Annotated in this window: 22 protein-coding genes; 1 reads left to right on the forward strand and 21 read right to left on the reverse strand. The window is 51.6% G+C overall.

What is annotated here, in order from left to right:
• Positions 1 to 13 precede the first annotated feature (13 nt).
• Positions 14 to 2,221, reverse strand: a complete 2,208-nt coding sequence (locus C2U41_RS11505) for a phage tailspike protein (RefSeq protein WP_103848800.1) — start codon at positions 2,219 to 2,221, stop codon at positions 14 to 16.
• 135 nt (positions 2,222 to 2,356) lie between these two features.
• Here C2U41_RS11505 and C2U41_RS11510 point away from each other — a divergent pair, with 135 nt between their 5' ends.
• Complete coding sequence (locus C2U41_RS11510) at positions 2,357 to 2,611, forward strand: Arc family DNA-binding protein (protein ID WP_103848801.1); 255 nt, start codon at positions 2,357 to 2,359, stop codon at positions 2,609 to 2,611.
• A 449-nt stretch (positions 2,612 to 3,060) separates the two neighbouring features.
• On the opposite strand, the gene C2U41_RS11515 is transcribed toward C2U41_RS11510, so the two are convergent.
• The 20 genes from C2U41_RS11515 to C2U41_RS11610 form a co-directional block, all read right to left on the reverse strand.
• The gene (locus C2U41_RS11515) at positions 3,061 to 3,327 is read right to left on the reverse strand and encodes a hypothetical protein (protein WP_103848802.1); all 267 of its coding nucleotides are present in this window, start codon (positions 3,325 to 3,327) and stop codon (positions 3,061 to 3,063) included.
• A 62-nt stretch (positions 3,328 to 3,389) separates the two neighbouring features.
• A complete protein-coding gene (locus C2U41_RS11520; protein WP_103848803.1) occupies positions 3,390 to 5,255 on the reverse strand; it encodes a DNA transfer protein in 1,866 nt (621 codons plus the stop codon).
• Entirely contained in the window at positions 5,255 to 6,583 is a 1,329-nt protein-coding gene (locus tag C2U41_RS11525; protein ID WP_103848804.1) for a phage DNA ejection protein, read from the reverse strand. The genes C2U41_RS11520 and C2U41_RS11525 overlap by 1 nt, the downstream gene beginning before the upstream one ends.
• 9 nt (positions 6,584 to 6,592) lie before the next feature.
• Positions 6,593 to 7,252, reverse strand: coding sequence for a DNA transfer protein (locus C2U41_RS11530; RefSeq protein ID WP_103848805.1), 660 nt, complete (start codon positions 7,250 to 7,252; stop codon positions 6,593 to 6,595).
• Positions 7,236 to 7,619, reverse strand: a complete 384-nt coding sequence (locus C2U41_RS11535; protein ID WP_103848806.1) for a hypothetical protein — start codon at positions 7,617 to 7,619, stop codon at positions 7,236 to 7,238. The genes C2U41_RS11530 and C2U41_RS11535 overlap by 17 nt, the downstream gene beginning before the upstream one ends.
• Before the next feature lie 8 nt (positions 7,620 to 7,627).
• Complete coding sequence (locus C2U41_RS11540) at positions 7,628 to 8,389, reverse strand: hypothetical protein (protein ID WP_103848807.1); 762 nt, start codon at positions 8,387 to 8,389, stop codon at positions 7,628 to 7,630.
• On the reverse strand, positions 8,382 to 8,927 hold the full coding sequence (locus tag C2U41_RS11545) for an NUMOD4 domain-containing protein (protein ID WP_103848808.1): 546 nt from the start codon (positions 8,925 to 8,927) through the stop codon (positions 8,382 to 8,384). Before C2U41_RS11545 ends, C2U41_RS11540 begins: the two co-directional genes overlap by 8 nt.
• 21 nt (positions 8,928 to 8,948) lie before the next feature.
• Positions 8,949 to 10,367 (reverse strand): packaged DNA stabilization protein, encoded by a 1,419-nt coding sequence (locus C2U41_RS11550; protein WP_103848809.1) that lies wholly within the window; start codon positions 10,365 to 10,367, stop codon positions 8,949 to 8,951.
• Positions 10,327 to 10,830 (reverse strand): packaged DNA stabilization gp4 family protein, encoded by a 504-nt coding sequence (locus C2U41_RS11555; protein ID WP_103848810.1) that lies wholly within the window; start codon positions 10,828 to 10,830, stop codon positions 10,327 to 10,329. The genes C2U41_RS11550 and C2U41_RS11555 overlap by 41 nt, the downstream gene beginning before the upstream one ends.
• The gene (locus C2U41_RS11560) at positions 10,814 to 11,032 is read right to left on the reverse strand and encodes a hypothetical protein (RefSeq protein ID WP_103848811.1); all 219 of its coding nucleotides are present in this window, start codon (positions 11,030 to 11,032) and stop codon (positions 10,814 to 10,816) included. The genes C2U41_RS11555 and C2U41_RS11560 overlap by 17 nt, the downstream gene beginning before the upstream one ends.
• A 50-nt stretch (positions 11,033 to 11,082) precedes the next feature.
• Positions 11,083 to 12,372 (reverse strand): P22 phage major capsid protein family protein, encoded by a 1,290-nt coding sequence (locus tag C2U41_RS11565; RefSeq protein WP_103848812.1) that lies wholly within the window; start codon positions 12,370 to 12,372, stop codon positions 11,083 to 11,085.
• Positions 12,372 to 13,283 (reverse strand): scaffolding protein, encoded by a 912-nt coding sequence (locus C2U41_RS11570; protein WP_103848813.1) that lies wholly within the window; start codon positions 13,281 to 13,283, stop codon positions 12,372 to 12,374. The genes C2U41_RS11565 and C2U41_RS11570 overlap by 1 nt, the downstream gene beginning before the upstream one ends.
• Before the next feature lie 13 nt (positions 13,284 to 13,296).
• Positions 13,297 to 15,471: a portal protein gene (locus C2U41_RS11575; protein WP_103848814.1), complete on the reverse strand. Its 2,175-nt coding sequence runs from the start codon at positions 15,469 to 15,471 to the stop codon at positions 13,297 to 13,299.
• Positions 15,471 to 16,919, reverse strand: a complete 1,449-nt coding sequence (locus tag C2U41_RS11580) for a phage terminase large subunit family protein (protein WP_103848815.1) — start codon at positions 16,917 to 16,919, stop codon at positions 15,471 to 15,473. Before C2U41_RS11580 ends, C2U41_RS11575 begins: the two co-directional genes overlap by 1 nt.
• The gene (locus C2U41_RS11585) at positions 16,888 to 17,376 is read right to left on the reverse strand and encodes a DNA packaging protein (protein WP_103848822.1); all 489 of its coding nucleotides are present in this window, start codon (positions 17,374 to 17,376) and stop codon (positions 16,888 to 16,890) included. The genes C2U41_RS11580 and C2U41_RS11585 overlap by 32 nt, the downstream gene beginning before the upstream one ends.
• An 83-nt stretch (positions 17,377 to 17,459) precedes the next feature.
• On the reverse strand, positions 17,460 to 18,005 hold the full coding sequence (locus tag C2U41_RS11590; RefSeq protein ID WP_103848816.1) for a KilA-N domain-containing protein: 546 nt from the start codon (positions 18,003 to 18,005) through the stop codon (positions 17,460 to 17,462).
• A 179-nt stretch (positions 18,006 to 18,184) separates the two neighbouring features.
• Complete coding sequence (locus tag C2U41_RS30130) at positions 18,185 to 18,652, reverse strand: lysis protein (RefSeq protein WP_044702617.1); 468 nt, start codon at positions 18,650 to 18,652, stop codon at positions 18,185 to 18,187.
• Positions 18,649 to 19,152, reverse strand: a complete 504-nt coding sequence (locus C2U41_RS11600) for a lysozyme (protein ID WP_044702618.1) — start codon at positions 19,150 to 19,152, stop codon at positions 18,649 to 18,651. Before C2U41_RS11600 ends, C2U41_RS30130 begins: the two co-directional genes overlap by 4 nt.
• Positions 19,124 to 19,327 carry a phage holin family protein gene (locus C2U41_RS11605; RefSeq protein ID WP_094543023.1) on the reverse strand — a complete coding sequence of 68 codons (204 nt, stop codon included), beginning with the start codon at positions 19,325 to 19,327 and terminating at the stop codon, positions 19,124 to 19,126. The genes C2U41_RS11600 and C2U41_RS11605 overlap by 29 nt, the downstream gene beginning before the upstream one ends.
• A 440-nt stretch (positions 19,328 to 19,767) precedes the next feature.
• A complete protein-coding gene (locus C2U41_RS11610) occupies positions 19,768 to 20,265 on the reverse strand; it encodes a hypothetical protein (RefSeq protein ID WP_000423994.1) in 498 nt (165 codons plus the stop codon).
• Between the last annotated feature and the right edge of the window lie 79 nt (positions 20,266 to 20,344).

Consider the following 20,344-nt stretch of genomic DNA (forward strand, 5'->3'; position numbering starts at 1 on the left):
GGAGCGGGCATTTTTATTTTGATTCGAGGGCCTCAACACGCGCTACCAGATTTTCATACTGGTCTTGCATTCGTTCATAGTTCCGGCGCTGAAGAGCGGCCTCCAGTGACAAAGCTTCCTCATAACGAATGCCATAGCGGGATCCTGCTGGGGTTTCAAGAACCTGGCTGTAAGTTGGCTCTGCAGGTTCGGTATATTCCTCAATTACCTCAGTCGGCACCTGCTCGGTATACTCCTCTTCGACATCTTCAAGCTCTGCTTCATAAACAAAAAGATGCTTGCCTTCCTCGTCAAGGCGCGGAGTACCATCATCGTTAAAGACAAATACCTGGATAAGCTTAGGTGTCTGATACTCTTCCTTAACAAACCTCTTAATGAGTTTTCCATCTTCTGTTTCTTCATCCACAAGAATTTCGCGTGTGGCTGTCATCATCACAGGTCGTTTTACTGTACGGGTTTTTGTCACTTCCATCATGCGGCTGACAGTGCGGGTTTTTGTTACTCGCTCTCCCTCGTTGGTTCGCACTGAAATATATTGGTCTTCCCATTCGTCGTAACAGAGGATCCCGAGGCCGAATCCATCAATGCCATGCGATGTAAAAACCTCCTCCACGCGCTGAGCAATAAGGCCAAAGTGCCACCGCGCGCCGTCTTCGCCTTTGATTGCTATCGCATCATCATATTTGAACCAGGTACGCCAGTCGACGACCGCCCATGCATCCAGCACGGCATCAGGGATCAATTCTTTAATTGGCTTGTGACGGTCGTCGGAGGTGTTAATCGACCCAGTGCCAAAGTACGCAGTTCTCCCACGATAAGCAGCGGAACCATAATCGAACTGATTATCGGCGCTCGGGCGCTGGGTGCAGTTATAAGTGACAATCCCGGCTTTTATCTCATAGTTAGCCTGCCCATCCGTTGCACTACCACCGCTAACCACTACTCTGGCGTCAAAAGCAGAGCCAGCCCCACTGGACCGGTATATTGTTTGCACCGTGCTTGCAATAGTTGGAGAACCTACTGACGTAAACGCCCCTGAGTCTTCTAATTGCAAAGATTTGGTGCTGAGCTTAACCAGGTTGTGGAAAATGATGTGGTTCACCTCAACCAGTGAACCAAGAGAAAGAACGCGGTCTATTTTTGGGCTGTCGACTGAAAGTACACGGCTGTCTTCACCAAATACCGCCCCGCCATTCTGCGGGCCAAAAACAATACCAGTCCGCCATGTGCATGCGCCGCCCATATTACCGACGCTGATTGCAGCATCAATTACGTCGCCGCGTTTTGCCTTGGTGCCGCCAATTTGCAGGCCGGTTCTGATGTTTGAACTGGCGCCATCAGGAATACCAACGTTGAACTCTGCGCCAGTTACGTTGAGCGTATACATGGCTCCAGCAGTTAACGTGCCGTAGAAGTTACCTCCAAAATAAGCGCCCTTCGCGCCAGCAAGCGATGCTCCACCATCTCCAGTTGAGGAGGTCGCAAAGCCGGTGACGCCTACATAGTTTCTATCAGTATTTGTTGCATCAGTCTGACCAAGCTGCTCAAGGATGAACTCAGCAGCGTGGCGGCCGCCTTTACATCCCGCCCCCCCGAACTTGTGATTCAAGAGGAATCCGTCAACCTTTGTTCCTGGGACCATGTCATCAACAGCATTGAAACGGTCATCGTCAATCCTGATATAATTGAACTTGGCCGTGTTGACAGTGAGCCCGCTCCCGGTAATCGGCTCCGCAAGATGAACCCCGATCCCTCGGGTAATATCATCTCCGAATTTCTCTCCTGGCCGCCCCTGCAGAATTGAAAACTTATCCAGCCCTCGGCTCATTACCCCTGGGCCTACCAATGCAGCGCCGCCCAGCGCAGCTAATTCAGCCCTTAACTGGTCTGGAGCATATTTCAGAACATCAGCAAAATAGAATTGTTGGGTGCCGTATGAATCGCGAATCTCCATACTGTAATTTTGCACGGTGACGAATTTAACAATCTGACCGTTATAAACGGGGAATCCGCCAGCATTTATTCGCAATGGCTGAGGTACTGGAACATGAGTCCCATCTTCATTCTCAATATAAACCTGAATTTGGTTAGCAGGATTCGTAGGATCTGTATCCACTAACCCAATAAAGATTTCTCCATTGGCAACAGCCTTAAATGCACGAGCCATAGTAAATGGCTGGCTAGGCATGGCGATAAGAACATTCGCGGTAATATCTGACATATTGCTGTGCTCCGGGCGCAAGTAATCCCCACAGGCGAGCTGCGGTAAGATATAGTTACATACCAAAATGGTATGATTGTTGATTTATCCAGTAGGTTTTACGATGCCATTCCACCCACTGGTGAGGCATCAAGGATGTATAGCAAATACGATGAGGCGCAGTTCCACTTGAGGCTTACGCACGAATTACACGCGAAGATTAAGCAGCGCGCGAAGATGAACAACAGATCCATCAATGCAGAGATTGTGGCAACGATGGAGGAGTCATTGTCCAGGCCATCACCGATTACCGGATTTCGTGATGATGCGGAACGCGAGGCTGATTCAGTCTCAAGAGAGGTGCAGAAATTGGTTTTCGACAAACTGGCTGAGCACTACAGAAAGAAATAATTGATTACACGCAGTGATGTATAGAAATAAATGCTCTATTCTCTCCATCATTCGACTGTACAAATTTTTGGAATCAAGGCCGTGAAAAAATTAATCGCTGCAATTTTCTTACTATCCTCTTCTGCCGCATATGCCCAATGCATAGGTAGTAACGCAATGTCCACATGCTACGACAACAACGGGAACACCTATCAAGTTAGCAGAATGGGAGGAATGACTACCGTTCATGGTAGGAACTCGAATACCGGTTCATCATGGTCACAAACATCTAACACGATTGGAAACTCCACCTACACAAATGGGCGTGCATCCAACGGTCAAACATGGAATGAAACACAGACAAATATGGGTGGAACTAAAATGATTTATGGCCGGAATTCAAAAGGTCAATCATATAACCATACCTGCAATCAATTTGGCTGCAACTAAGAAAAGCCCACCTGAGTGGGCTATTTGTTGCCGGGATACCTGATCTGGTCTTTTAGGTCATTGATCTTGTCGTTCAACTTATCGTTGATCTCCCTTTGCTTTGCAAGCTCGCCAAAAACACCAGGTATCTCCACAAAGCTAAGATATAAGCTAAATATGAAGCCTACCACCCCAAGCTTGATGGGCCAGCTGTAAGCATAAAAATCAACATCGAAAATGAAATATAGCGAAAGACCGATCACCGCAAAGACGCCAAAGAACCAATCCCTTCTCTTAAAGTATGACATTGCTTATTCCTGTGTTTATCAGCCAAAGCAATCATATTCAGAGAGAAGGGGCATTCCAAGATTTATTGTTGCTGGGTAGCCTGGTTTACCAATAACGGCCTAACCATTATTGCTGCCTGATTGAGTGCCTTTTCATAGGCTGGGGTTCCAGCTTTTGTATTGGCAAGCCGCAGCAATGCATTTCTTGTTGGCTTACTCTCATACGCCCTCATCATGAGCCCATAGCCTGCCTCAGCAGCAAGTGAAGTTCCAAGTGTAGGAACCGCTGCTGCGATCCTTAGAGGGTTTGCTAAAGCCTGCCCAGTCTGTGTTACCACGTTTGCTGCATCAGATCTTGATGTTTGCTTAAGGACATCATGAAGGGCATCAAGCTCCTTCATGTGTTTACCACTGAAAATGGCACCATAGATTTCGCCCCCTGACTGCGCTTTTAGTTTATTCACCTCAGTAAGAAATTTGGCCGGAGAATCCCCTGCTTTTTCTGCAATCTTGCTTATGTAGGCCGCGCGCATGGCGTCCTTGCCCTTATCATCTAACGCGCCCCATATCCGCTTGATATCGGATGCATTTCTGCTGTAGACGACACTGTTAATTAACTCTGGGGTGGCCTCGCTGCTTGCCCTGTTGAGCTTGGAGGCGATGTTTTTATTCAGCACCTTATTGAAGATGTTGGAGTAATCAGAATTGGCTTTAAGGTACGCGGCCGCATCTGATGGGCCGAGTGTGTTTGCAACAGAATTTCGCAAATCCTTTGTCATGGCATTTTCAATCATATTTGTCGCAGCCTTCGCCTGATTAGGAAATACCATGGCGTCACCCTGAACATTGGATCGGAATGCTGTTCTGTGCTGTCTAAGTAGATCAAAGGTTACATCTAGATCTGTTGACGGGTTGGATAACTCGTCGCGAAGATTGCGTAAAGACGTAAGCAGATTTTGATTAGCCGATGAACCAAGGCGCTCCTGCCTTGCAATTGCCGTATTTAGCGCATTCATTGTATTAGATGTATCAATCGCGGTATTCCCCATCTTATTGGTAACATCATCGATGACTGCGCCAGCCGCATTTTTCCTTCCTTTCAATGCGCTGGTAAGGGATTTTACGATATCATCTGGATTGTATTCGCCAAACCTGGAAAAAAAGTTTCCAATAAGTTTGCTGCGAGCAGCGTATTGTTCCGCCCGTTTAGAACCAGTGCCGAATATGGCCCCCTCCCCTCCCTGCACAAGCCCTCGAGTAAAAGCATTGCCAGGTTTAATCATGTCAGAGGTCATCGGCGTGACGCCCATTCCCTCAGCTGTATCTATCAATCTTTTTGCTTCTGGTGCCATTTCCCCACGAACAGCCGTGATACCACGGCCAACCGTCTTAGCAGCGCCAGACAGTAGGCCTTGCGTGCCTACATTGATGGCATAATTCTTTAGGGCATTATCAGCGAAATCGCCTTGCTGATTGCTTGCTTCAGCCAATGACCCTGTAGCCATGTTCACGGCATTGCTTGCACTATTTATCAGTCCCGGCGTTTTTTCCGCTATACCCGCAGCCTTAGCAGCTGAGCCGAATGGCATGAGATAACCCCCTATAGCCTCTCCTGCCTGCGCATGTGGATCAGTTGGCCGATCTACCGGGCGATACACATCATCCAGTACGCGTGGCCCGCCTAAGCCCTGACTGATGGCGTTAATCAGGCTCGCGCCACCCTGCAGCACATCGAACGGGATGTTTACCAGACCGCGACCAGCCTGCTCTGCGCTTTGCAGCAAAGACTGTCCCTGCTGCTGTGGTGCTTGCTGTGCCTGTGGCGCTTGTTCCTGCGGTGTTTGAGTTGCGGCCTGACCAGCGAAATACTCATCAATGGCATCGCCGATCTGCTCATTGCTGGTTCCGTCTGGAAATGTGAATGTTTTCCCATTAGCGGTAACTTTCATTATTCCACCGTGAATTGAATGCCTGATTTTGAGGTGTGGGCTTGTGCCTGTTGCTGCGTCTGTCCGTATTGCTGCGGAACTGCTGGCTGTGCATGCTGGTCTTTAGTTACTCTGGACCCAGAGATTGGGTTATTAGCCATATAACGCCTTGCTGCGCTACCGAGCGACTCACCTTTCTGAACATCCATACCGAGAACCTGGCCGCCATTTCTGGATTGCCCAGGGTTTCCATTGGCGCTCATCCATTCAGCCTTAAAGTCATTAAACTGTGCGCTACGGCGCTCAAGGTTAGACATAGCATCGAGCCACCGCGCAACAACCTCTGGGTTATCCATGTCTGTCGGGGCACCCTGCCTGACGATTTCAACGTCCCTGTCAGTAGCCGGTCCAGGCGGAAGGAATCTTAATACCTGATTGTTAACCAAGGCATTCTGACGGATGCGTAGATCTCGCAAAGCTGTATCGGTGCCGGTGACTTTGGCAAACATATTCGAGGCATTACCAAACAGGCCGGTAGTTGGCTTTTCCTGTCTGAACTGCTGCGCCAGTGCAGCCATGGAATCAGCAGAATTAGTGCTTGCAGCGGAATCATTAACTGATTTCTCGATGGATTTCTCCATATTCACAGAGAGTTTTGGTGCGCCCTCAATAAGCTGCTGAGCCTTTTCCTGTGCCTGCTGCACCTTGAGGCCAAACTCCTGCTGATCAAGCGCCAGTCTCTGCGCCGCTAAGTTATGTCCGGTCATTGCTGACTGATAAGACATATTCTGCCCGCGTGCCTGCAGTGACTCTCCGGCTCGATTGCTGCGGGCGGTTTCGTCAATCTTCTGCTGATTCTGCTGCACATCGTAGAATTTCTCTGGCCCCAGTGCGCTCATACCAACGGCTTCTACGGTGTGAGAAAGCGACTGCGGATCCTGCTGGAACTGCTGCATGATATCTTCGGGCGAAGACCCTACCGTTCCCAGGACTCCGGCGTGCTTCATTGCTGCGGCGCCAACGGCTTGTGGGTTATTCGTCGCCATTGCTACGCGCAGGTCTCGCGCGGCATTACCAAGAGCCTGCTGATGTTGCTCATCCTGAAATCCTATACCAGCTTTGATGGCGTCCATCTGACCTGGGTATTTGGCAACAAGTGCCGACATCTTTTGCGGATCACCAAAAGATGCTTGCCAGTCAGACTTGAAAGCGTTCAGTGCTTCTTGCTGTGCTGCGGCCTGTTCATTAGCCATACGCGCTTGCTGAATCTCCTGCATGCCACCGTATGCCTTTAGCCCCTGCAAGAATCCACTGCCACCGCTGTAATCAATGGGGTTAACAATCGCCATATACCCTCCTTAAAACCAGCTTTTAACAATATTCCCAATACCGGTACCAAATTGCTGACCAGCGCTTGTACCTGAAAGGAAACCAAGCCCACTAGTTAGCGCATTACCATTAGCCAGGTAATTACCGGCTTTTGCCGCGCCGATCTGGGCCATATTGTCGCCGTAGCTATTCGCATAACTACCAGCTGCGGCATTGGATACGCCAGCAGCTGATAGGCCAACGTTGGATAGCCCCATAAGTTGCTGATACATATTATTCTGCTGGTCAGTCATCATGTTCAGGTAGTTCTGCCCAAGCTGAGGCGCGATGGATGAGAGCATATTCCCGGTAGCGGTTGAACCCAGCCCGCCGGTTGCCTCAGCAGCAGTAAGGCCTTGATAGCGAGCCTGGTCACTTAGCATTTTGTATTCTGGTGAGGCGTAATACTCAGCGAGCGAGGCGTTGCGGTCGATTGGCTTACCTGCAATACCCTGCAACCCGGTTAAACCGGTCAATCCTGCATTCAGGAATGGCTGGTTGGTTTTCTTCTGGTCCTGGTAGATATTCCAGGCCATCTGGTTTGAGTCTTTGGCTGCGCTAACCTGAGCATCAGCAGCCTTGTTTGAGCCGGTGATGCCGCCTACGACACTACCGACTGCGTTACCGATACCTTTAGCAATGCCGCCCATTTGCATACCTCTTCATTAAAATAAGAACGCCGCGGGTATCGTCGATATACTCGACCTCTCCGCGCCAGGTTTCGACGAATCCAAATTTCTTCGCCAGGTTGCACACCTGCCTGTGCTCAAAGCGGATCGGGGCGTGCACTTCCCGGTCGCCAATCATCTTCAGCACATCCGCCACGGCATCCCGGCAACGGTGGCGCTCTCCTGGCTTCATCGCCATGTGCAGGTCGACGTGGTCGCCATGGTCAATCGTCACGAATACTCCGCAACCCTTCCAAAGCCAGTAACTGGCATCGAAATCAGGCCATGACGGGACACCCCACAGGCGCATCAATCCCTGCCCAGTGAGAGCATCGACTTTTGTGAGCATGGGTATCCTTAATTAATTAAGCCGTGAGTTCTCAGTGCCTGTTCAAGTGCCAGAATGCGTTTGCGAGCTGCTATCAGTTCAGTGGCGATGGCCTGCACTTCAGTCTGTGAGTATGCTGCGCCGACAGTGAATGACTGGTCGGCATTAAACACCCCGAGGTTTGGTGAGCCAGTTCCCGCCGTCCATCCGGTTTGTTTTGGGCCAAGCACCTTGACGCCATCGATTGAGAACGATGTCGCCACTCCCAGCGATGAAGCTAGTGACTGTGCGGCTATGGCTGTTTTTGAAACGTAGTCGGCCTGTATATCGTCGATATCCGTCTCGGCCTGGGTGAGACGCACCCCCTGATTAGAGACGTCACTTTGCAGACTGGATACGTCTGTTTGCAGATCAGCGATATCGCCCTGCACCGCTATCAGTTCGTTGGTGAGGAATTCAATATCGCTTTCGGCTGCAGTTACCCGACCATCCAGTGAAACAATCGCAGCCTCTGCAGAGGTGATGCGCGTCTCATGGTTTTGGATCTGCGCTTCTGCGTCACCCAAGCGGATTTCATGATCGAGCAGTTGAACGTCCTGCTGGTCGTTCCTGACCTGCGCATCGTAAGCACCGTCCCCAGCTTCATTTGCCTTATTGGCTACGTTGGTGAAGTCCAATGCCTGCGACAGAATGTACTGCTGATATGCAGGACTGGACCCAATCGGAAGCGACGATGCTACAAGGCTGGTTGCGCGTAGGATTACAGGCTGGTTTAGCGCATCATTAGCCACCTATATGCCTCCACGTCTTCCCATTCTTGATTGAGTGTATGGTTTGGACTGCTACTCCATATTTCTTAGCTAAAACACTGATTGGTGTTTCGCTATCTTTCTTTATATGAATAACTGCAGCATCATTTAATTTAGATGAAGGGTGATCCGACCCAAAATAGTGAGGTATCTTTATTCTTCCGCTTCTTGAGCAATGCTGCATGTTTTCTTTATTAGTGCACCACTCAAGGTTCGAGACATGGTTATTTTGATTATTATTATCAATGTGATTTACGGCAGGCTTTCCATCCTTATTTTCGAGGAATGCCTCAGCGACAATTCTATGAATCTTTGTCGGTTTTACCGTCCCTTCCCTGCACAGGCCAACAAAGAGATAACCTCCACCATCTTTCGCAGGCTTCAACCACCTCCCCTTCATTAGTCGAGTCGCTCCGTGGCAGGTATTGATTACCCGTGAATGCGAATATATGCGCCCATCACTTGTTACCGCATAAAGACCTTCATAACCAACGACATCACGAACTTCTTCACTTAACATATCTACTCCTCAAGTTTCGATTTATGTTGTGCGGATGGATAGCCCCGATAAAGTTACGGGACCACTTGCAATTACTCTGAACTTGAAACCGATATTTTTACGAACCCGACCTACTCGCCTCCACAAAACCCTATTGTCGTAAACTAATGGGGATTGCAGCACGACCAATTGCTCGCGCCCGTAATTAATTCCATCGGTAGTGGCTGATATAAATATACGGTCTATTTTACCACACACCCCACCCGATGTTTCTAATTCAAGGTCATTAATAATTACATTATCTGCCTTTATATATGGACTGAACAAAATATGTTCTTGGTCAATACCATATTGACTGGAAACATCGAACTGCAGCACTCCCTTCACCGATGCTGACTTGTCGCCGCAGGTGATGGAGTTGCCTTCGTACATGAAGTCGATAGCCCGGTAGACATCGTCACCCAGCCCGGTTTTCAGCACTGACCATTGCGGCCCGCTCTGACTGGCTGATGCGTCATATACCAGAACCTGGCCCGGCAAGTGGATCAGCAGCAACTCATGAGAGTCGAATCGCAATGACTCCATCACAGCAGTTGCAAGCTCACTGGCAGTGTACGACCTGATAATCTTCTCGATGCTGGAGGTGGCGATAGGTGAAGCCCTGCCAGAGTCAAGAATGTAGACCGATGGCGCTCCGGTGGCTGGGTTGCTGATAACGGCGTAAGCATCCATGAACTCGCATTTGCAGAACGTCCCGGCTATCCCTTTCGGCACCATATACGCCGGGTTGGCGACATACAGCGCAGCGCCCTGCGTACTTGCGCCAGTTAGTGAGAAAAACTCAGTTGTTGTCGCGCCAAAGCACACGATGAAGTCGCGCCAGGTTCCGATGCCGATAATGCCGTCAGGTTGCGACTCCGCCCGGTACTCAGCTGCGTAACGATCAGGGTGAGACTCATCCTCGAGGTCAGAGATAAACCACGAGTCAGAGTTATCCTTCGCCCAGGCATAGCGTCCACGTAACCTGGTGATGTCGCGCGCGGACCCGAGTTCGTATTGAACAAATCCGCTGGACGCCGGCCAGTTTGCGACCGTCTTTGTCGTGCCGTCGTAACGATACTCGACCACCTGACCGCCGACGCAGACAGCCTGTGACGTTCGACCATGCGCCATAGACACCCGGGCAGAACCAGTCACATCACCTACCACCGAATCACCCTTGTAGAGCTTGCCGCCCATAACGCGATATACGGCGTTCTGAGAGGTGTTGTACTGTGCCCCACGAGATGCACCGGCAACATCAGATCGCTTCGCTATACCCGGAAAGGAGCGCAAATAACCCGATGCGTTGAGCGCCTCTTTGGGCGTAGCCAGCATATTCACCGGCAGATAGTCGATGTAGTCGGCGTTGCGGTAGTCTTTACCCGTTCCCCTCATCAGGGCCAGTTGCTGGATCGGCATCTTTCTGCTCTCCCGGGAAGTAATGCCATCCATTCAGAGTGGCTAGTTTATTGCCGCTGCCAATAGGGGCTCTGCTCGGATACGGTGCGCGCTTGGCTCGACTTAACGCCGTGTTTTTGACGAGTCGCTCTTTGCCATAACGGGCGGTGGTGATGACTTTGGCGGTTGGTTCGATTGCGTAATCAGGAGCGATGCGGCAGGCCAGATTAAACACCACAGCACTGACTGCGCTGGAGCGCATGCCGTGGTCGTCACCTTCGGCGGGCGGGTTATCCGGGTCAGTGAATTCATACCCGGTGATGATGCCCTTCCCGTCCTGGTACCACTCAGCCATCATCGTTTCGAGGTCATCAACGCCGTCCTGGATTGACTGCGGCTCAACGTCGGTGAGTGTGGCATCAGAAGCGACGCCCAACTTACGCAGCGCCGCCCGGACGATGTCGCCTTTAGTCGCTATCTGCATTGTCGCCCGCCTTAGGCTTTGGCCCCGGCTTTTTGCGTTGTGTTGGCTCTGGCTCTGCCAGAGAGTTCACCAGATCATCAGGGTGCGCAAACCAGCCGGCATCGAGATACTCCTGCAAATCTTCCTCAGAGATAATCTCGTAGTCGTAGCCAACGCCCCTCCACTTGCTCATGTCGCCTTGGCGATACACCATCTGTGTCATGTTCTGCTCCAGAATGAACAAAGGGGCCGAAGCCCCTTGAAGATTAGTGATTACGCCTGATCAGCCAGGCCGACGCCGATTGACTCCGGGCGGGTTGCGTTGACGCCATACCAGACCGCGATACGGCACAGGCCGGACAGGGTGTTGATGTCGCCCTGCGTCGCGAAGATGCCATTCAAGCCCACTTCAGGGATGGAGAACGACTTGGTCTTCATGCCTGCGAACAGTTCGTGGTTAGCCGGGATTGGCTGGCTAACGATGCGGATCGCGTCATCTGCCCAGAACACGTTGGTACGTGCAGTGGTGGTGTTGAGTACGTTTACCGCCATGCTGTTTGCCAGCGAGGTGTTCACGTTGGCATAAGCACGCTGCTCAGGTGACAGGGAAGTGTCATCCAGAGCGATAGGCTTAGGCGTAATCTCAACATGAGTGCCATCGACAACGCGCACGACAGAGAATGTCGCATCCTGAGCCAGCAGGTTTTTAGCCATCTGACCGAGGAACTTAACGCCGGTGAAGCTGATTTTGTCGCCGCGCTTCAGGCCAGTGGTAGCAGAGAGAGTTACCGTAGCCAGGCGGTTATCAACGTTACGCTTGTTTCCGTCTGCATCCAGATCCCACGCTACAGGCTTGAACTTCTGTGCGCCGCTGACGGTTAGACCGGTGGCGGTTGAAGCCGGGAGTACTGGCAGTTTAGGCGAGCGCAGGACGTCATCAAAGCCAGCAACCTGACGCTGAATGGTGCCGTTTTTGTAGGCATCTTCAGGGATGCGGCCGAACATGTCGCGGTTAATCAGATCGTGACCGGCTGCCTTGTAGTCCTTCGGGTTGAAGAAGTAAGACAGTCCAGAATCACGGTTAAGCTCACGCGAGAACATGATTTCTTCTGCATCAGCCACGAAGTCCCAGCCAGAACCGGCAGCGGTACCGATCGGGTCATCGCTGGTTACTACCAGAGAGCCCATTTCAGCAGCCAGGTTGGCAACTTTAACTTCACAGTTGCTTGCCAGTTTTTTGGCGGCGGCGTTGATGCGGAGGCGATATGCTGTTTCGTCACGCAGATCGTCAGCACGCAGCTGGAAGAAGTCGTTATCCGGCTCACCCAGACTTACCGGAACGTTAAGCTCCAGCAGACCAGTTGATTTGCCAGTTAAGTCCCAACCTTCCTGAGTTGGAGATTCCTGCTCTACAGGCATCCAGATCGTGTTGCTGGAGCGCTGCATTTCGCTTGCAGGAGGCGTGTACTTGCTCGCCTTCTGCGCCATTGGTGTCAGGCTGGTAATGGTTTCAATGATTTCATCCACCGCCAGCGTAACGATTTGACCTTCGTTCAATGCCATTATCGAATTCCTTTAAGTTTTGCCTTTAGCTTGCGATAGGTATCTACATCACCCTTGCTTGATGCTGCTTCCATCGCCTTGCGCATCGCATCGACGTTAGCCGCCGACACGTCGCCAGTGAGGGATTGATCTGCAGGGGGAGCGGACGAGACCTGTTGGCCGCGAGGCTTGAGAGTTAAGCGTTCTGAGAGTCGAGTGAGTTCAATCAGCGCGGACTGCCCGTCTATCGCCAGTAACTGGCGGGCTTTCTCGGGGTTGGCCCCAAGGTGATACATGAGCGCGGCGGATTTCTCAGGGAATAGGCGCATGATGTCAGTCGCCACCGGTGCCGGAACGATCTGCATAAACGCATCTTCTTTTTCCTGATAGTCAGGAATATTGAGTTTTTCCGCCGCGTCATAGTGCTTACGGGCAGCTTCGACGTGTTGCGCTGATTGCTGGGTAAAGTCCTGAGTTCTACGCCCTTGCTCAGCAACAGCATTGCTTCGGGCATCCTGCGCCTTGATTAGCCATTCGTTGTTAGCCTGCGTGAAAGCAGCCTGCGCACGATTGGTATCCCAGCCGTATTTCTCTAAAGCTTCATCAGAGAAATAGTCACTGGCGTTAGGCTGAGGTGGTAACTCCGGGTTAACCCGTAAGTTCTCCGGCAATTCACCGCGTTTTACTGCTTCCGCCTGTTGCTCAAGCTCACGTTGACGCTTGCGTTCCAGTCGCTTAGCCGCAAATCGCGCGTTAGTTTCCGGGTCTTGTTTTGGCTTTGCCTCATCGTCTTTCAGGACAATCTCGAAGCCTTCATCATGCCCTGCGTTGCCGTTGGCATTATCGACAACAGAGCCATCAGCAGATGCCGCTGCTTGATTGCCGGACGTGTTTAAGCCTTCAGCTTCCTGAATATTGATGGTGTCTTGCATGATTAACTCTCTCTTATTGAGGATTCTCGGCTACGCTGCCGGAAGGTGTGTTTTGTCTCTGCGATTGCAGGATGCTGGCGAGATCCATCCGCTGTTTGTGCGTCTGGCTATCACCCTTGAGAAGTAACTCTGCGTTGGCTCGTGCATCGGCGGCGCTTTCGTTCTGCGCCCGTTGCATGAGGTCGAGGAACTCGCGGAATGCTGCTTGCTTGTCGAGATCCATATTGTTGAAGATTTCGGCGATCTTCGCCTGGTTGAGTTGGTTAGCGCTCTCAACCTTGGCGGCATCAACCTGCAACTGTTGCTGCTTAACCTGAGCATTGAGCAGATCGGCCTGACCAGTGAGCAATACGCCCTGAGCCTGTAATTGTTCAGGTGATGGCTGCTGAGGTTGCTGCTGCGCCTCCATCAACCACTGCTGTTCTTCAGGAGTTTCAGGCTTCTTAGCGCCCATCATGATCAGCTGTTTGTTGGCATAGTCGCGCATCATTTCGACGCCTTTGCCATCCAGCAACGTGAAGTACTGCAGTAACAGAAGCTGATACTCCGGCGTGCCCTGCGGTGTTTTGCCGAGCAATTCCAGAATCTCAGCGCGGTTCTGCTGCTTCATCGACTGGAAGGATGGGCCAACGTCGGTGTAGCACTCATAGCGGCCCCTGATGTCGTTCAGGACGGTTGTTTCGCCAGTTGCGAGGTCTACCACCTGCTCCATCAGCTGCACTTCCTTCTCGCTGCCATCTTCAAGCGTGATGGTAACGGTGCGGGGGATGTCGTAGATGTCATTGACGATCGACTGATAAATCTCACCATCACGGCGCATCGCAGTGGCAAGGTTGTCCTGGAATACGAACGTCTCCAGATCGGAGCGCATGTTCAGCTGGTTTACCGTCTCGAATGCAACCTGGCCGCCGTTCACAGCCTCTGCATCCACGCCAAGCGTCGCTACCTCTTTCACTGCTGCGGTAGCGGCCTCAAGCATATAGGCGTTGGCCTGCGGTACCTCTGGGTTCTCCATGTAGGCGATAGGCTGAACAGGAAGGTCGCCATTGTTTTCGTCGGTGCGGTTGAGAAGGTAGTACGGGAAATCATCATTGCCGTCATACATGTGCTCATAACCGGCGATCTGCTCAGGCCAGAACACTGGCTTTTTCTTCGGCGTACGGGCGACGATGTCAGCGTTAAACGACATTATCATGTTACGCAGGCGCTGGCCGTCTTTGGTGGCCCGAACTACGCCCTCGTACACTTCTTTGCTTTCGACGAAGCCCCACTCGCCAAATACAGGCACGATCGGGATGTGTTCGCCAGCAATCAGCTGCCTGTCCTTCAGGATGTCGGTGCAGGTGATGATTGATTTGTACACCCGGCAGCGCTCAACCTTGCGCTCTGCAACCTTGACCATCCCGCGATCTGCCAGGTCATCAATAACGTTCTTGATGTCGCGCTTGTAGTACGCCGACGGCGCACCGGTAATCGGATCCTGATAGATGTAGACGGTCTCTTTCTTCCGCTCCACCTCGTAGTATTCAGCGACGTGAATGGTGTCCTGAGTCAGCCAGGGGAATACCCACTCGGTCGGGCTCTGGAATGAGGGTATGACATCTTCATCAAGACCATGCTCTTCTGCGAAGTTTTTCCAGCCGTCACGACTCATTGAGTGGATCAGCGTGCAGTGCCGGGCGTCCGACTTGTCCATCTGCTTGCTGTTGCTGTCCCACACCACACTTGAACATGAGGAGTGGATCGGCTCACGCAGCACAATCTGGTTGTTGCTGGTCGGACTCTGGTCTTCGTATCTGGTAACACGTCGCCAATGCCCGATACCGCATTCAATCTGCTCACGTACAGCGACATTCACCGATATCTTTGAGGCGTTATTCTGCGCGTCAGTGCGATACATGCCCATCAGCGTATCGGCTGCGTCAGGGCTTGCGCCGTCTTTCGGTCGGTAGAGAACATCAATCGGGTTCTGGCGCATCTCTGCGACCAGCTTACGCACTACCGGGCGCACAACGTCGAACTGTCCTCGGTACTGCAATGTTGTGTACTGATTAAGCCAGTCATCCCAATGAGATACCCGGGAGAAGAAAAGGTCATTCTTCGCCTCGGTTCTGGCTTCTTCTCCGGCTGTCCAGTCTGCGTCGAACTTGCACAGAATGCTTTCCAGCCTGCTTTCGTTGTCAGCCATTATCGTCCTCTGGGTACTGGTCTAATCGGGGCGGGGATCTTTTTATCTTTAACAATGCCAATGTCGCCGTATCGCTTAGCAAAGCGGCGCATCATGTAGGCGTATCGGGTGGCATCAAGAAGGTCGTCACGCGTCTTAACAATGCGACCCCGATCATCGCGATGGTAGAAGTTGAACTCCTCGAACCAATCACGCAGACCAGCAAAAACCTTGAAGCGGCCGGTGCTCATCAGGTCATGCAACTCAAAAAGCCCAGGCTCAACCGACCGGGAACCATCAGGCCATTGGGCGGCTTCAGGAAGCATTAAAAATCCTGCATCACTGTAATATTCCCGCTGCTGAAGACCGCTGCCCTTCTCTGTCTGCAATCCATCCTGGGGCCACGCGGTTGGTACTTTGTTAGCCCATGATTTGGTAGCGCCCCACGCCTCGGCGGGCGATGTTTTGCTGGCCTTCCATGCTTTGGTTACGTAGAAGGTTTCGCTGTCCATATCGATTGCCAGTTGAACGCGGCTTTGCGGGTGATCCCACCCGAAGTCCATCCCATCAATGACCATGTAATGCTTAGGTATCGGGAATGGCTCGCAGGTGATCGCGTCCTCACTGAAATCAAATATGCGTCCGTGACCAAGCATGGGGATACCTTTCGTACGCATGTCGCGCTGATGCGGAGGATATGATTCGAGAAGCGCTTGCTTCGTCTCTTCGGTTAAGTGAGGCGCATCATCCCAGCCAACATTCATGCAGAATTGAGAAGCGGCTGGCGTATCAAGCAACTGAATTACCAACTCTGTGCGCCCGTTCTCAGGAGTAAAGGTCAGGATGCCTCGACCACCACGCCCCTGATCGCCGGTAGCGGTACGGGTTAGCACCTGCGGGTAAATCGTCTGATCTTCTGGCTCCTCATCGATGTGGAACCAGTCGATATCATCCCCCATCAGGGCATGCTGACCCTGGGTGTAAGACCAGAACTGGACCTTGCTCAGGTCACCGCTTGCGTGCCGTATATAGGCTGAACGCACGGCGTTTGGCGTCCCTGTCATAGGCTCTGTTGTCACGATTCTGTCAGGGGGGATCAGGCCTCCAGTAAACTCACCGTTCACCTTTTTGCCGATAATGGCAGCCTGCAACAGATCGCGACATTTCTCCCCTGAATACCCGAGGCACCACATCAAGGGAGCATGATTAAATCGGTGGCCTTTCCAGCCATCCGGGTATTCACCCAGCAGATGAATGGCGTCGATGTAGGTGGCCGTATCGGTCTTCCCCACACGGTTTGCGGCTATCAGTGCGCACTGCCGGTATTCAGCTGTAGCGGCAATAAACTTACGCTGCCATGCATAACGAGTGTCGTAGTACTTGCGATATCGATAAACGCTTTCCCTACGCTTTTTCTCCTCAAGGATATTCAGGAGTTCAAGCTTCTCCTCCCGGCTCAGACTGTGCATTGGTCAACTCCATAAGACGCTTGTCCAGTTCCTCGTCGGTGAGGTCGGTGATAGTGATCTTCTGATCGTGCTGAACGCGATCGCCATAGCGCTTTGGCGCAAGTTTTGATGCGTACCACTTGCGGGCATCCACGCGAAGACGAGAGCGCGCTACTCGTTCATGATTGGTCTGCTCGCGACCATCCTCATCAACAATGACATCACCAGCGCTGTCGTCGGCAATCTCGATGATTTCCTCAGCGAGAAGCTCCGCCTGTACCTCGCGTGCGCGTGCGTACTGTTGCATAAAGTCGTCATGCCTTTGCAACCAGTACATAACAGTCCTGATTGCTGGCATTCCTGGTCGCTTACAGATTGAGCGGAGACTTTCGCCAAGCATAAGCAAGTTGCAGATGTCCTCGCCTACTTCAGGTAGGTAATCTGTAGGGCGGCCCATTTTCTTTTCTTCGGTCGCCATATCCATTCCCTCTTCAGTTATTATCAAGCGCCCGGGATAGGACGCTTTGGAATGGCTACTCCGCCGACGCAATTTTGCGTTGGCTAACCTGCTTTCGCTTCCATCAGCGTGACCATGTCAGGATCCATCTGACTGACGATCCGCTCACGAGCACAGTTGAGCAGTTTCTTGCGGCCACCGACGCCCCACTTGTTCATTGCCCGGGCGCAGGCACTGACCTCTTTGGTCTCATTGGCGATCAGTAAGTCGAGGCGGTTGAGTCTGTTCATATTGCTAAGCCCGTTGAGCACGGCCTCGCGGAAGGTTTCATAAACGCGGATTTCAAACTCCGGCTTAATCCAGGCTGCATATCGGATAGCGAGCAGTTCTGCAGCCCATACCCCTGGCTCGTCACCACCTCGGATTACCCTAAGTGCCGGGTTATCTTCCATAGGACATTTTTGTCCTTTGCCTACCAGCGCCTGAACAAACCGTTTCACTGAAGCGCTACGGATGAATTTACCTGGCTTTTGCGACTCAGTAGCCTCGCCTTTCAGAACAGCGGCGGCATGAAGGTCATTCAGGCTATATCTTCCCTTCTCGTCCACACGGACGGAGACGCCATTTACTATCACTGTTGGGTATGTCATTGCGTGTACCTTGCTTTGAGATGAACCTTTGCCGCATAGGAGATCAGCCCGTCGAGGCTCGCCAGCACTAACTGACTCCTCAAAGGCTCATTCCAAAGGGTTGGGTTCGACGTGGTTTAATGCGCTGCGGTGCGCGGTGAAATACGGATACAAAAAAGCCCCGCTATTGCGAGGCTTGGTTACTTCAGACACTGTGTGTTGATGTATTCCTGCAGCGCCCTCAGGGCTGACTGGTCTTGCTTGATTCCGGATCGGATACCGAGAACGTTTCGTCCAGCAACGTCAGAGAGTTCGACGGTGGCATCATGGCCCACGCCGGAGGTGCTGGCGGTTTCGCTTGTGGCAGGCACTGGACACTTTCCCTTGACGAGCACCCGACCACCATTATCAAGCTTGCGCTGCAGAGCATCATTTTCAGCTTTAGCATCTGCAAGTTCCTTCGTGTATTTGGCATCCAGAGCAGCGACATCTCGCTGGCGTACCTGCATATCTTTGATGGTGGCGTTAGCCGTGCTGAGATTCTTGGCGGCTTTGTCTCGCTGGTCTTTGTAGGTGATGGCGTTGTCGCGGTAATGGTTAATCGTCCAGGCCATGGAGACCAGCAGACAGATAACGATAGCGCAGATGATTGCTGTTAATCGGCTCATTTTTGGCCCCACTCGCAAACTTCACGCTCAATCTCGCGTCGGGCGATCAGCCCCTTCCACTGCTTACCACCGGCATACGTCCAGCGCTGCAGTTCTTTGCATGCGCCTTTCGAATCACCCTGGTTGATTTTTCGTAACAGTGTGGAGGTTTTGAAGCTCCCCGCGCCAACGTTATACACAAATGAGTACAGCGCCCCCCTCATCGTTTCGGGGATCGGTGCGTTGATATATGGGTTAATCTGGCTGGCGACAATATTCAGGTCTGTATCCAACAGCGCCTGACATTCTGCTTTGGTGTAGGTCTTGCCGAGGATAATATCTTTACCAGTATGGCCCCAGCATACCGTCCACACCCCAACAACATCCCGATAAGGCTGATAGCGCACACCTTCAAGGCCATCATTACCCGTTGGGCCAGTAATCAATGCCGCAGCGATAGCAATAGCACCGGCAGGTATGGCAGCAATAACGCTATTCCTGAACTTTGGTGACATTGCCATTTAACCTATCCTCACGCTCTTTGCGCTTGTAGTACCAGTTCACGCCAAAGGTTCCGATAGTGCAGGCGATACCGATGATGATTGCCCAGTCGTTCAGGGAAAGAACGCCACCCATGGTCGTTAAGCCTCCAACCCAATAACTGAGCCACTCTCTGATTTTATCCATGCGTTGCATGCTCTCACCTCGCGTTGGTAGCGGGTGCTGTGTATGAAAAGGGTCAGGCCCTCGGGCTGGATTTATCAACAAAGCACGTAGCGGATGATTCCCGTGAGCCTGAAATAGAAAAGGCCACGCAAATGCGCAGCCTGTAACCAGAAATCAATATTGTCTTTACATCAATTTTTCTTAAGGTTAAATTCTTCTGACAAGTTGATGAAAGACAACTTGAATATTAGCTATTTGTTCTCTGTTATGCCCGCAACCCAATGCGGGCTTTTTTTCGCCCTGCTAAAAGTTCCACCGTTGTGAGCCTTTTTGCTATGCAATAATGGATGCGTGGTGCTGGGTGTCTCCCGGTGATCCTTTGGCTGACAACCCATGCCTCACGAACATTTCACAACGGGATATAGAAAAGGCCATGCATTTGCATAGCCCTGAAAGATGTTTATGCTTTATTAATTCGCTGGAATATCTGGCATGGCGCGATCCATAGAAGAGCTAATTAACGCCTTAATAGCGTTGCATACCTGATAAAATCCACCCAGCTGAGATGAGACAGAAAAACGGGAGACGTCGTCTCCTGAGCCTACTTCAGCATAAAATGATGAGTTCTCATACCAGAGTGAGATGCTTACGCCCTGCCTGTAGCCACCTGTTAGCGGAGAATCATCAAGAGTGGTTGCAATCACGAAATTCAAGTGGTAACGGCTGTCCATATTGAGTTGGGGGATTAAGACAGGAAAGAACTTCCCCTCCTCCTCCCAAATACCAATGTCCACATAAGGCCATCTTGTTCCGTCAGAACCAGTCCACTCACGAGATGTAAGATCAAGAGAACCTGAATACTCTCGTAGTAGTTCGCTCGCCTTCTCCTGAAGTTTATCCTGTAACTTCCATTGCGCCTCGACCAGTTTAGTGCGTTTTTCTTTCAGATCCTTAAATGTTAATTCCATGCCACTCTCCAGACAACTTTTGAAAGGAATCTGCATAGTAACTCACCCTGAAAGCACATGGTTATATTTCACTTACACT

It is taken from the genome of Citrobacter freundii complex sp. CFNIH4 (assembly GCF_002934505.1).
Taxonomy (GTDB): Bacteria; Pseudomonadota; Gammaproteobacteria; order Enterobacterales; family Enterobacteriaceae; genus Citrobacter; species Citrobacter freundii.

What these genes read in the sequence shown, in the direction of transcription:
- C2U41_RS11535 (WP_103848806.1), bottom strand. Translation starts at nt 7,619, where the DNA reads ATGCTCACAAAAGTCGATGCTCTCACTGGGCAGGGATTGATGCGCCTG.
- C2U41_RS11510 (WP_103848801.1), top strand. Translation starts at nt 2,357, where the DNA reads ATGTATAGCAAATACGATGAGGCGCAGTTCCACTTGAGGCTTACGCAC.
- C2U41_RS11575 (WP_103848814.1), bottom strand. Translation starts at nt 15,471, where the DNA reads ATGGCTGACAACGAAAGCAGGCTGGAAAGCATTCTGTGCAAGTTCGAC.
- C2U41_RS11580 (WP_103848815.1), bottom strand. Translation starts at nt 16,919, where the DNA reads ATGCACAGTCTGAGCCGGGAGGAGAAGCTTGAACTCCTGAATATCCTT.
- C2U41_RS11515 (WP_103848802.1), bottom strand. Translation starts at nt 3,327, where the DNA reads ATGTCATACTTTAAGAGAAGGGATTGGTTCTTTGGCGTCTTTGCGGTG.
- C2U41_RS11565 (WP_103848812.1), bottom strand. Translation starts at nt 12,372, where the DNA reads ATGGCATTGAACGAAGGTCAAATCGTTACGCTGGCGGTGGATGAAATC.
- C2U41_RS11555 (WP_103848810.1), bottom strand. Translation starts at nt 10,830, where the DNA reads ATGCAGATAGCGACTAAAGGCGACATCGTCCGGGCGGCGCTGCGTAAG.
- C2U41_RS11590 (WP_103848816.1), bottom strand. Translation starts at nt 18,005, where the DNA reads ATGACATACCCAACAGTGATAGTAAATGGCGTCTCCGTCCGTGTGGAC.
- C2U41_RS11505 (WP_103848800.1), bottom strand. Translation starts at nt 2,221, where the DNA reads ATGTCAGATATTACCGCGAATGTTCTTATCGCCATGCCTAGCCAGCCA.
- C2U41_RS11545 (WP_103848808.1), bottom strand. Translation starts at nt 8,927, where the DNA reads ATGTTAAGTGAAGAAGTTCGTGATGTCGTTGGTTATGAAGGTCTTTAT.
- C2U41_RS11525 (WP_103848804.1), bottom strand. Translation starts at nt 6,583, where the DNA reads ATGGCGATTGTTAACCCCATTGATTACAGCGGTGGCAGTGGATTCTTG.
- C2U41_RS11560 (WP_103848811.1), bottom strand. Translation starts at nt 11,032, where the DNA reads ATGACACAGATGGTGTATCGCCAAGGCGACATGAGCAAGTGGAGGGGC.
- C2U41_RS11530 (WP_103848805.1), bottom strand. Translation starts at nt 7,252, where the DNA reads ATGGGCGGCATTGCTAAAGGTATCGGTAACGCAGTCGGTAGTGTCGTA.
- C2U41_RS11605 (WP_094543023.1), bottom strand. Translation starts at nt 19,327, where the DNA reads ATGCAACGCATGGATAAAATCAGAGAGTGGCTCAGTTATTGGGTTGGA.
- C2U41_RS11550 (WP_103848809.1), bottom strand. Translation starts at nt 10,367, where the DNA reads ATGCCGATCCAGCAACTGGCCCTGATGAGGGGAACGGGTAAAGACTAC.
- C2U41_RS11570 (WP_103848813.1), bottom strand. Translation starts at nt 13,283, where the DNA reads ATGCAAGACACCATCAATATTCAGGAAGCTGAAGGCTTAAACACGTCC.
- C2U41_RS11610 (WP_000423994.1), bottom strand. Translation starts at nt 20,265, where the DNA reads ATGGAATTAACATTTAAGGATCTGAAAGAAAAACGCACTAAACTGGTC.
- C2U41_RS11585 (WP_103848822.1), bottom strand. Translation starts at nt 17,376, where the DNA reads ATGGCGACCGAAGAAAAGAAAATGGGCCGCCCTACAGATTACCTACCT.
- C2U41_RS30130 (WP_044702617.1), bottom strand. Translation starts at nt 18,652, where the DNA reads ATGAGCCGATTAACAGCAATCATCTGCGCTATCGTTATCTGTCTGCTG.
- C2U41_RS11520 (WP_103848803.1), bottom strand. Translation starts at nt 5,255, where the DNA reads ATGAAAGTTACCGCTAATGGGAAAACATTCACATTTCCAGACGGAACC.
- C2U41_RS11600 (WP_044702618.1), bottom strand. Translation starts at nt 19,152, where the DNA reads ATGGCAATGTCACCAAAGTTCAGGAATAGCGTTATTGCTGCCATACCT.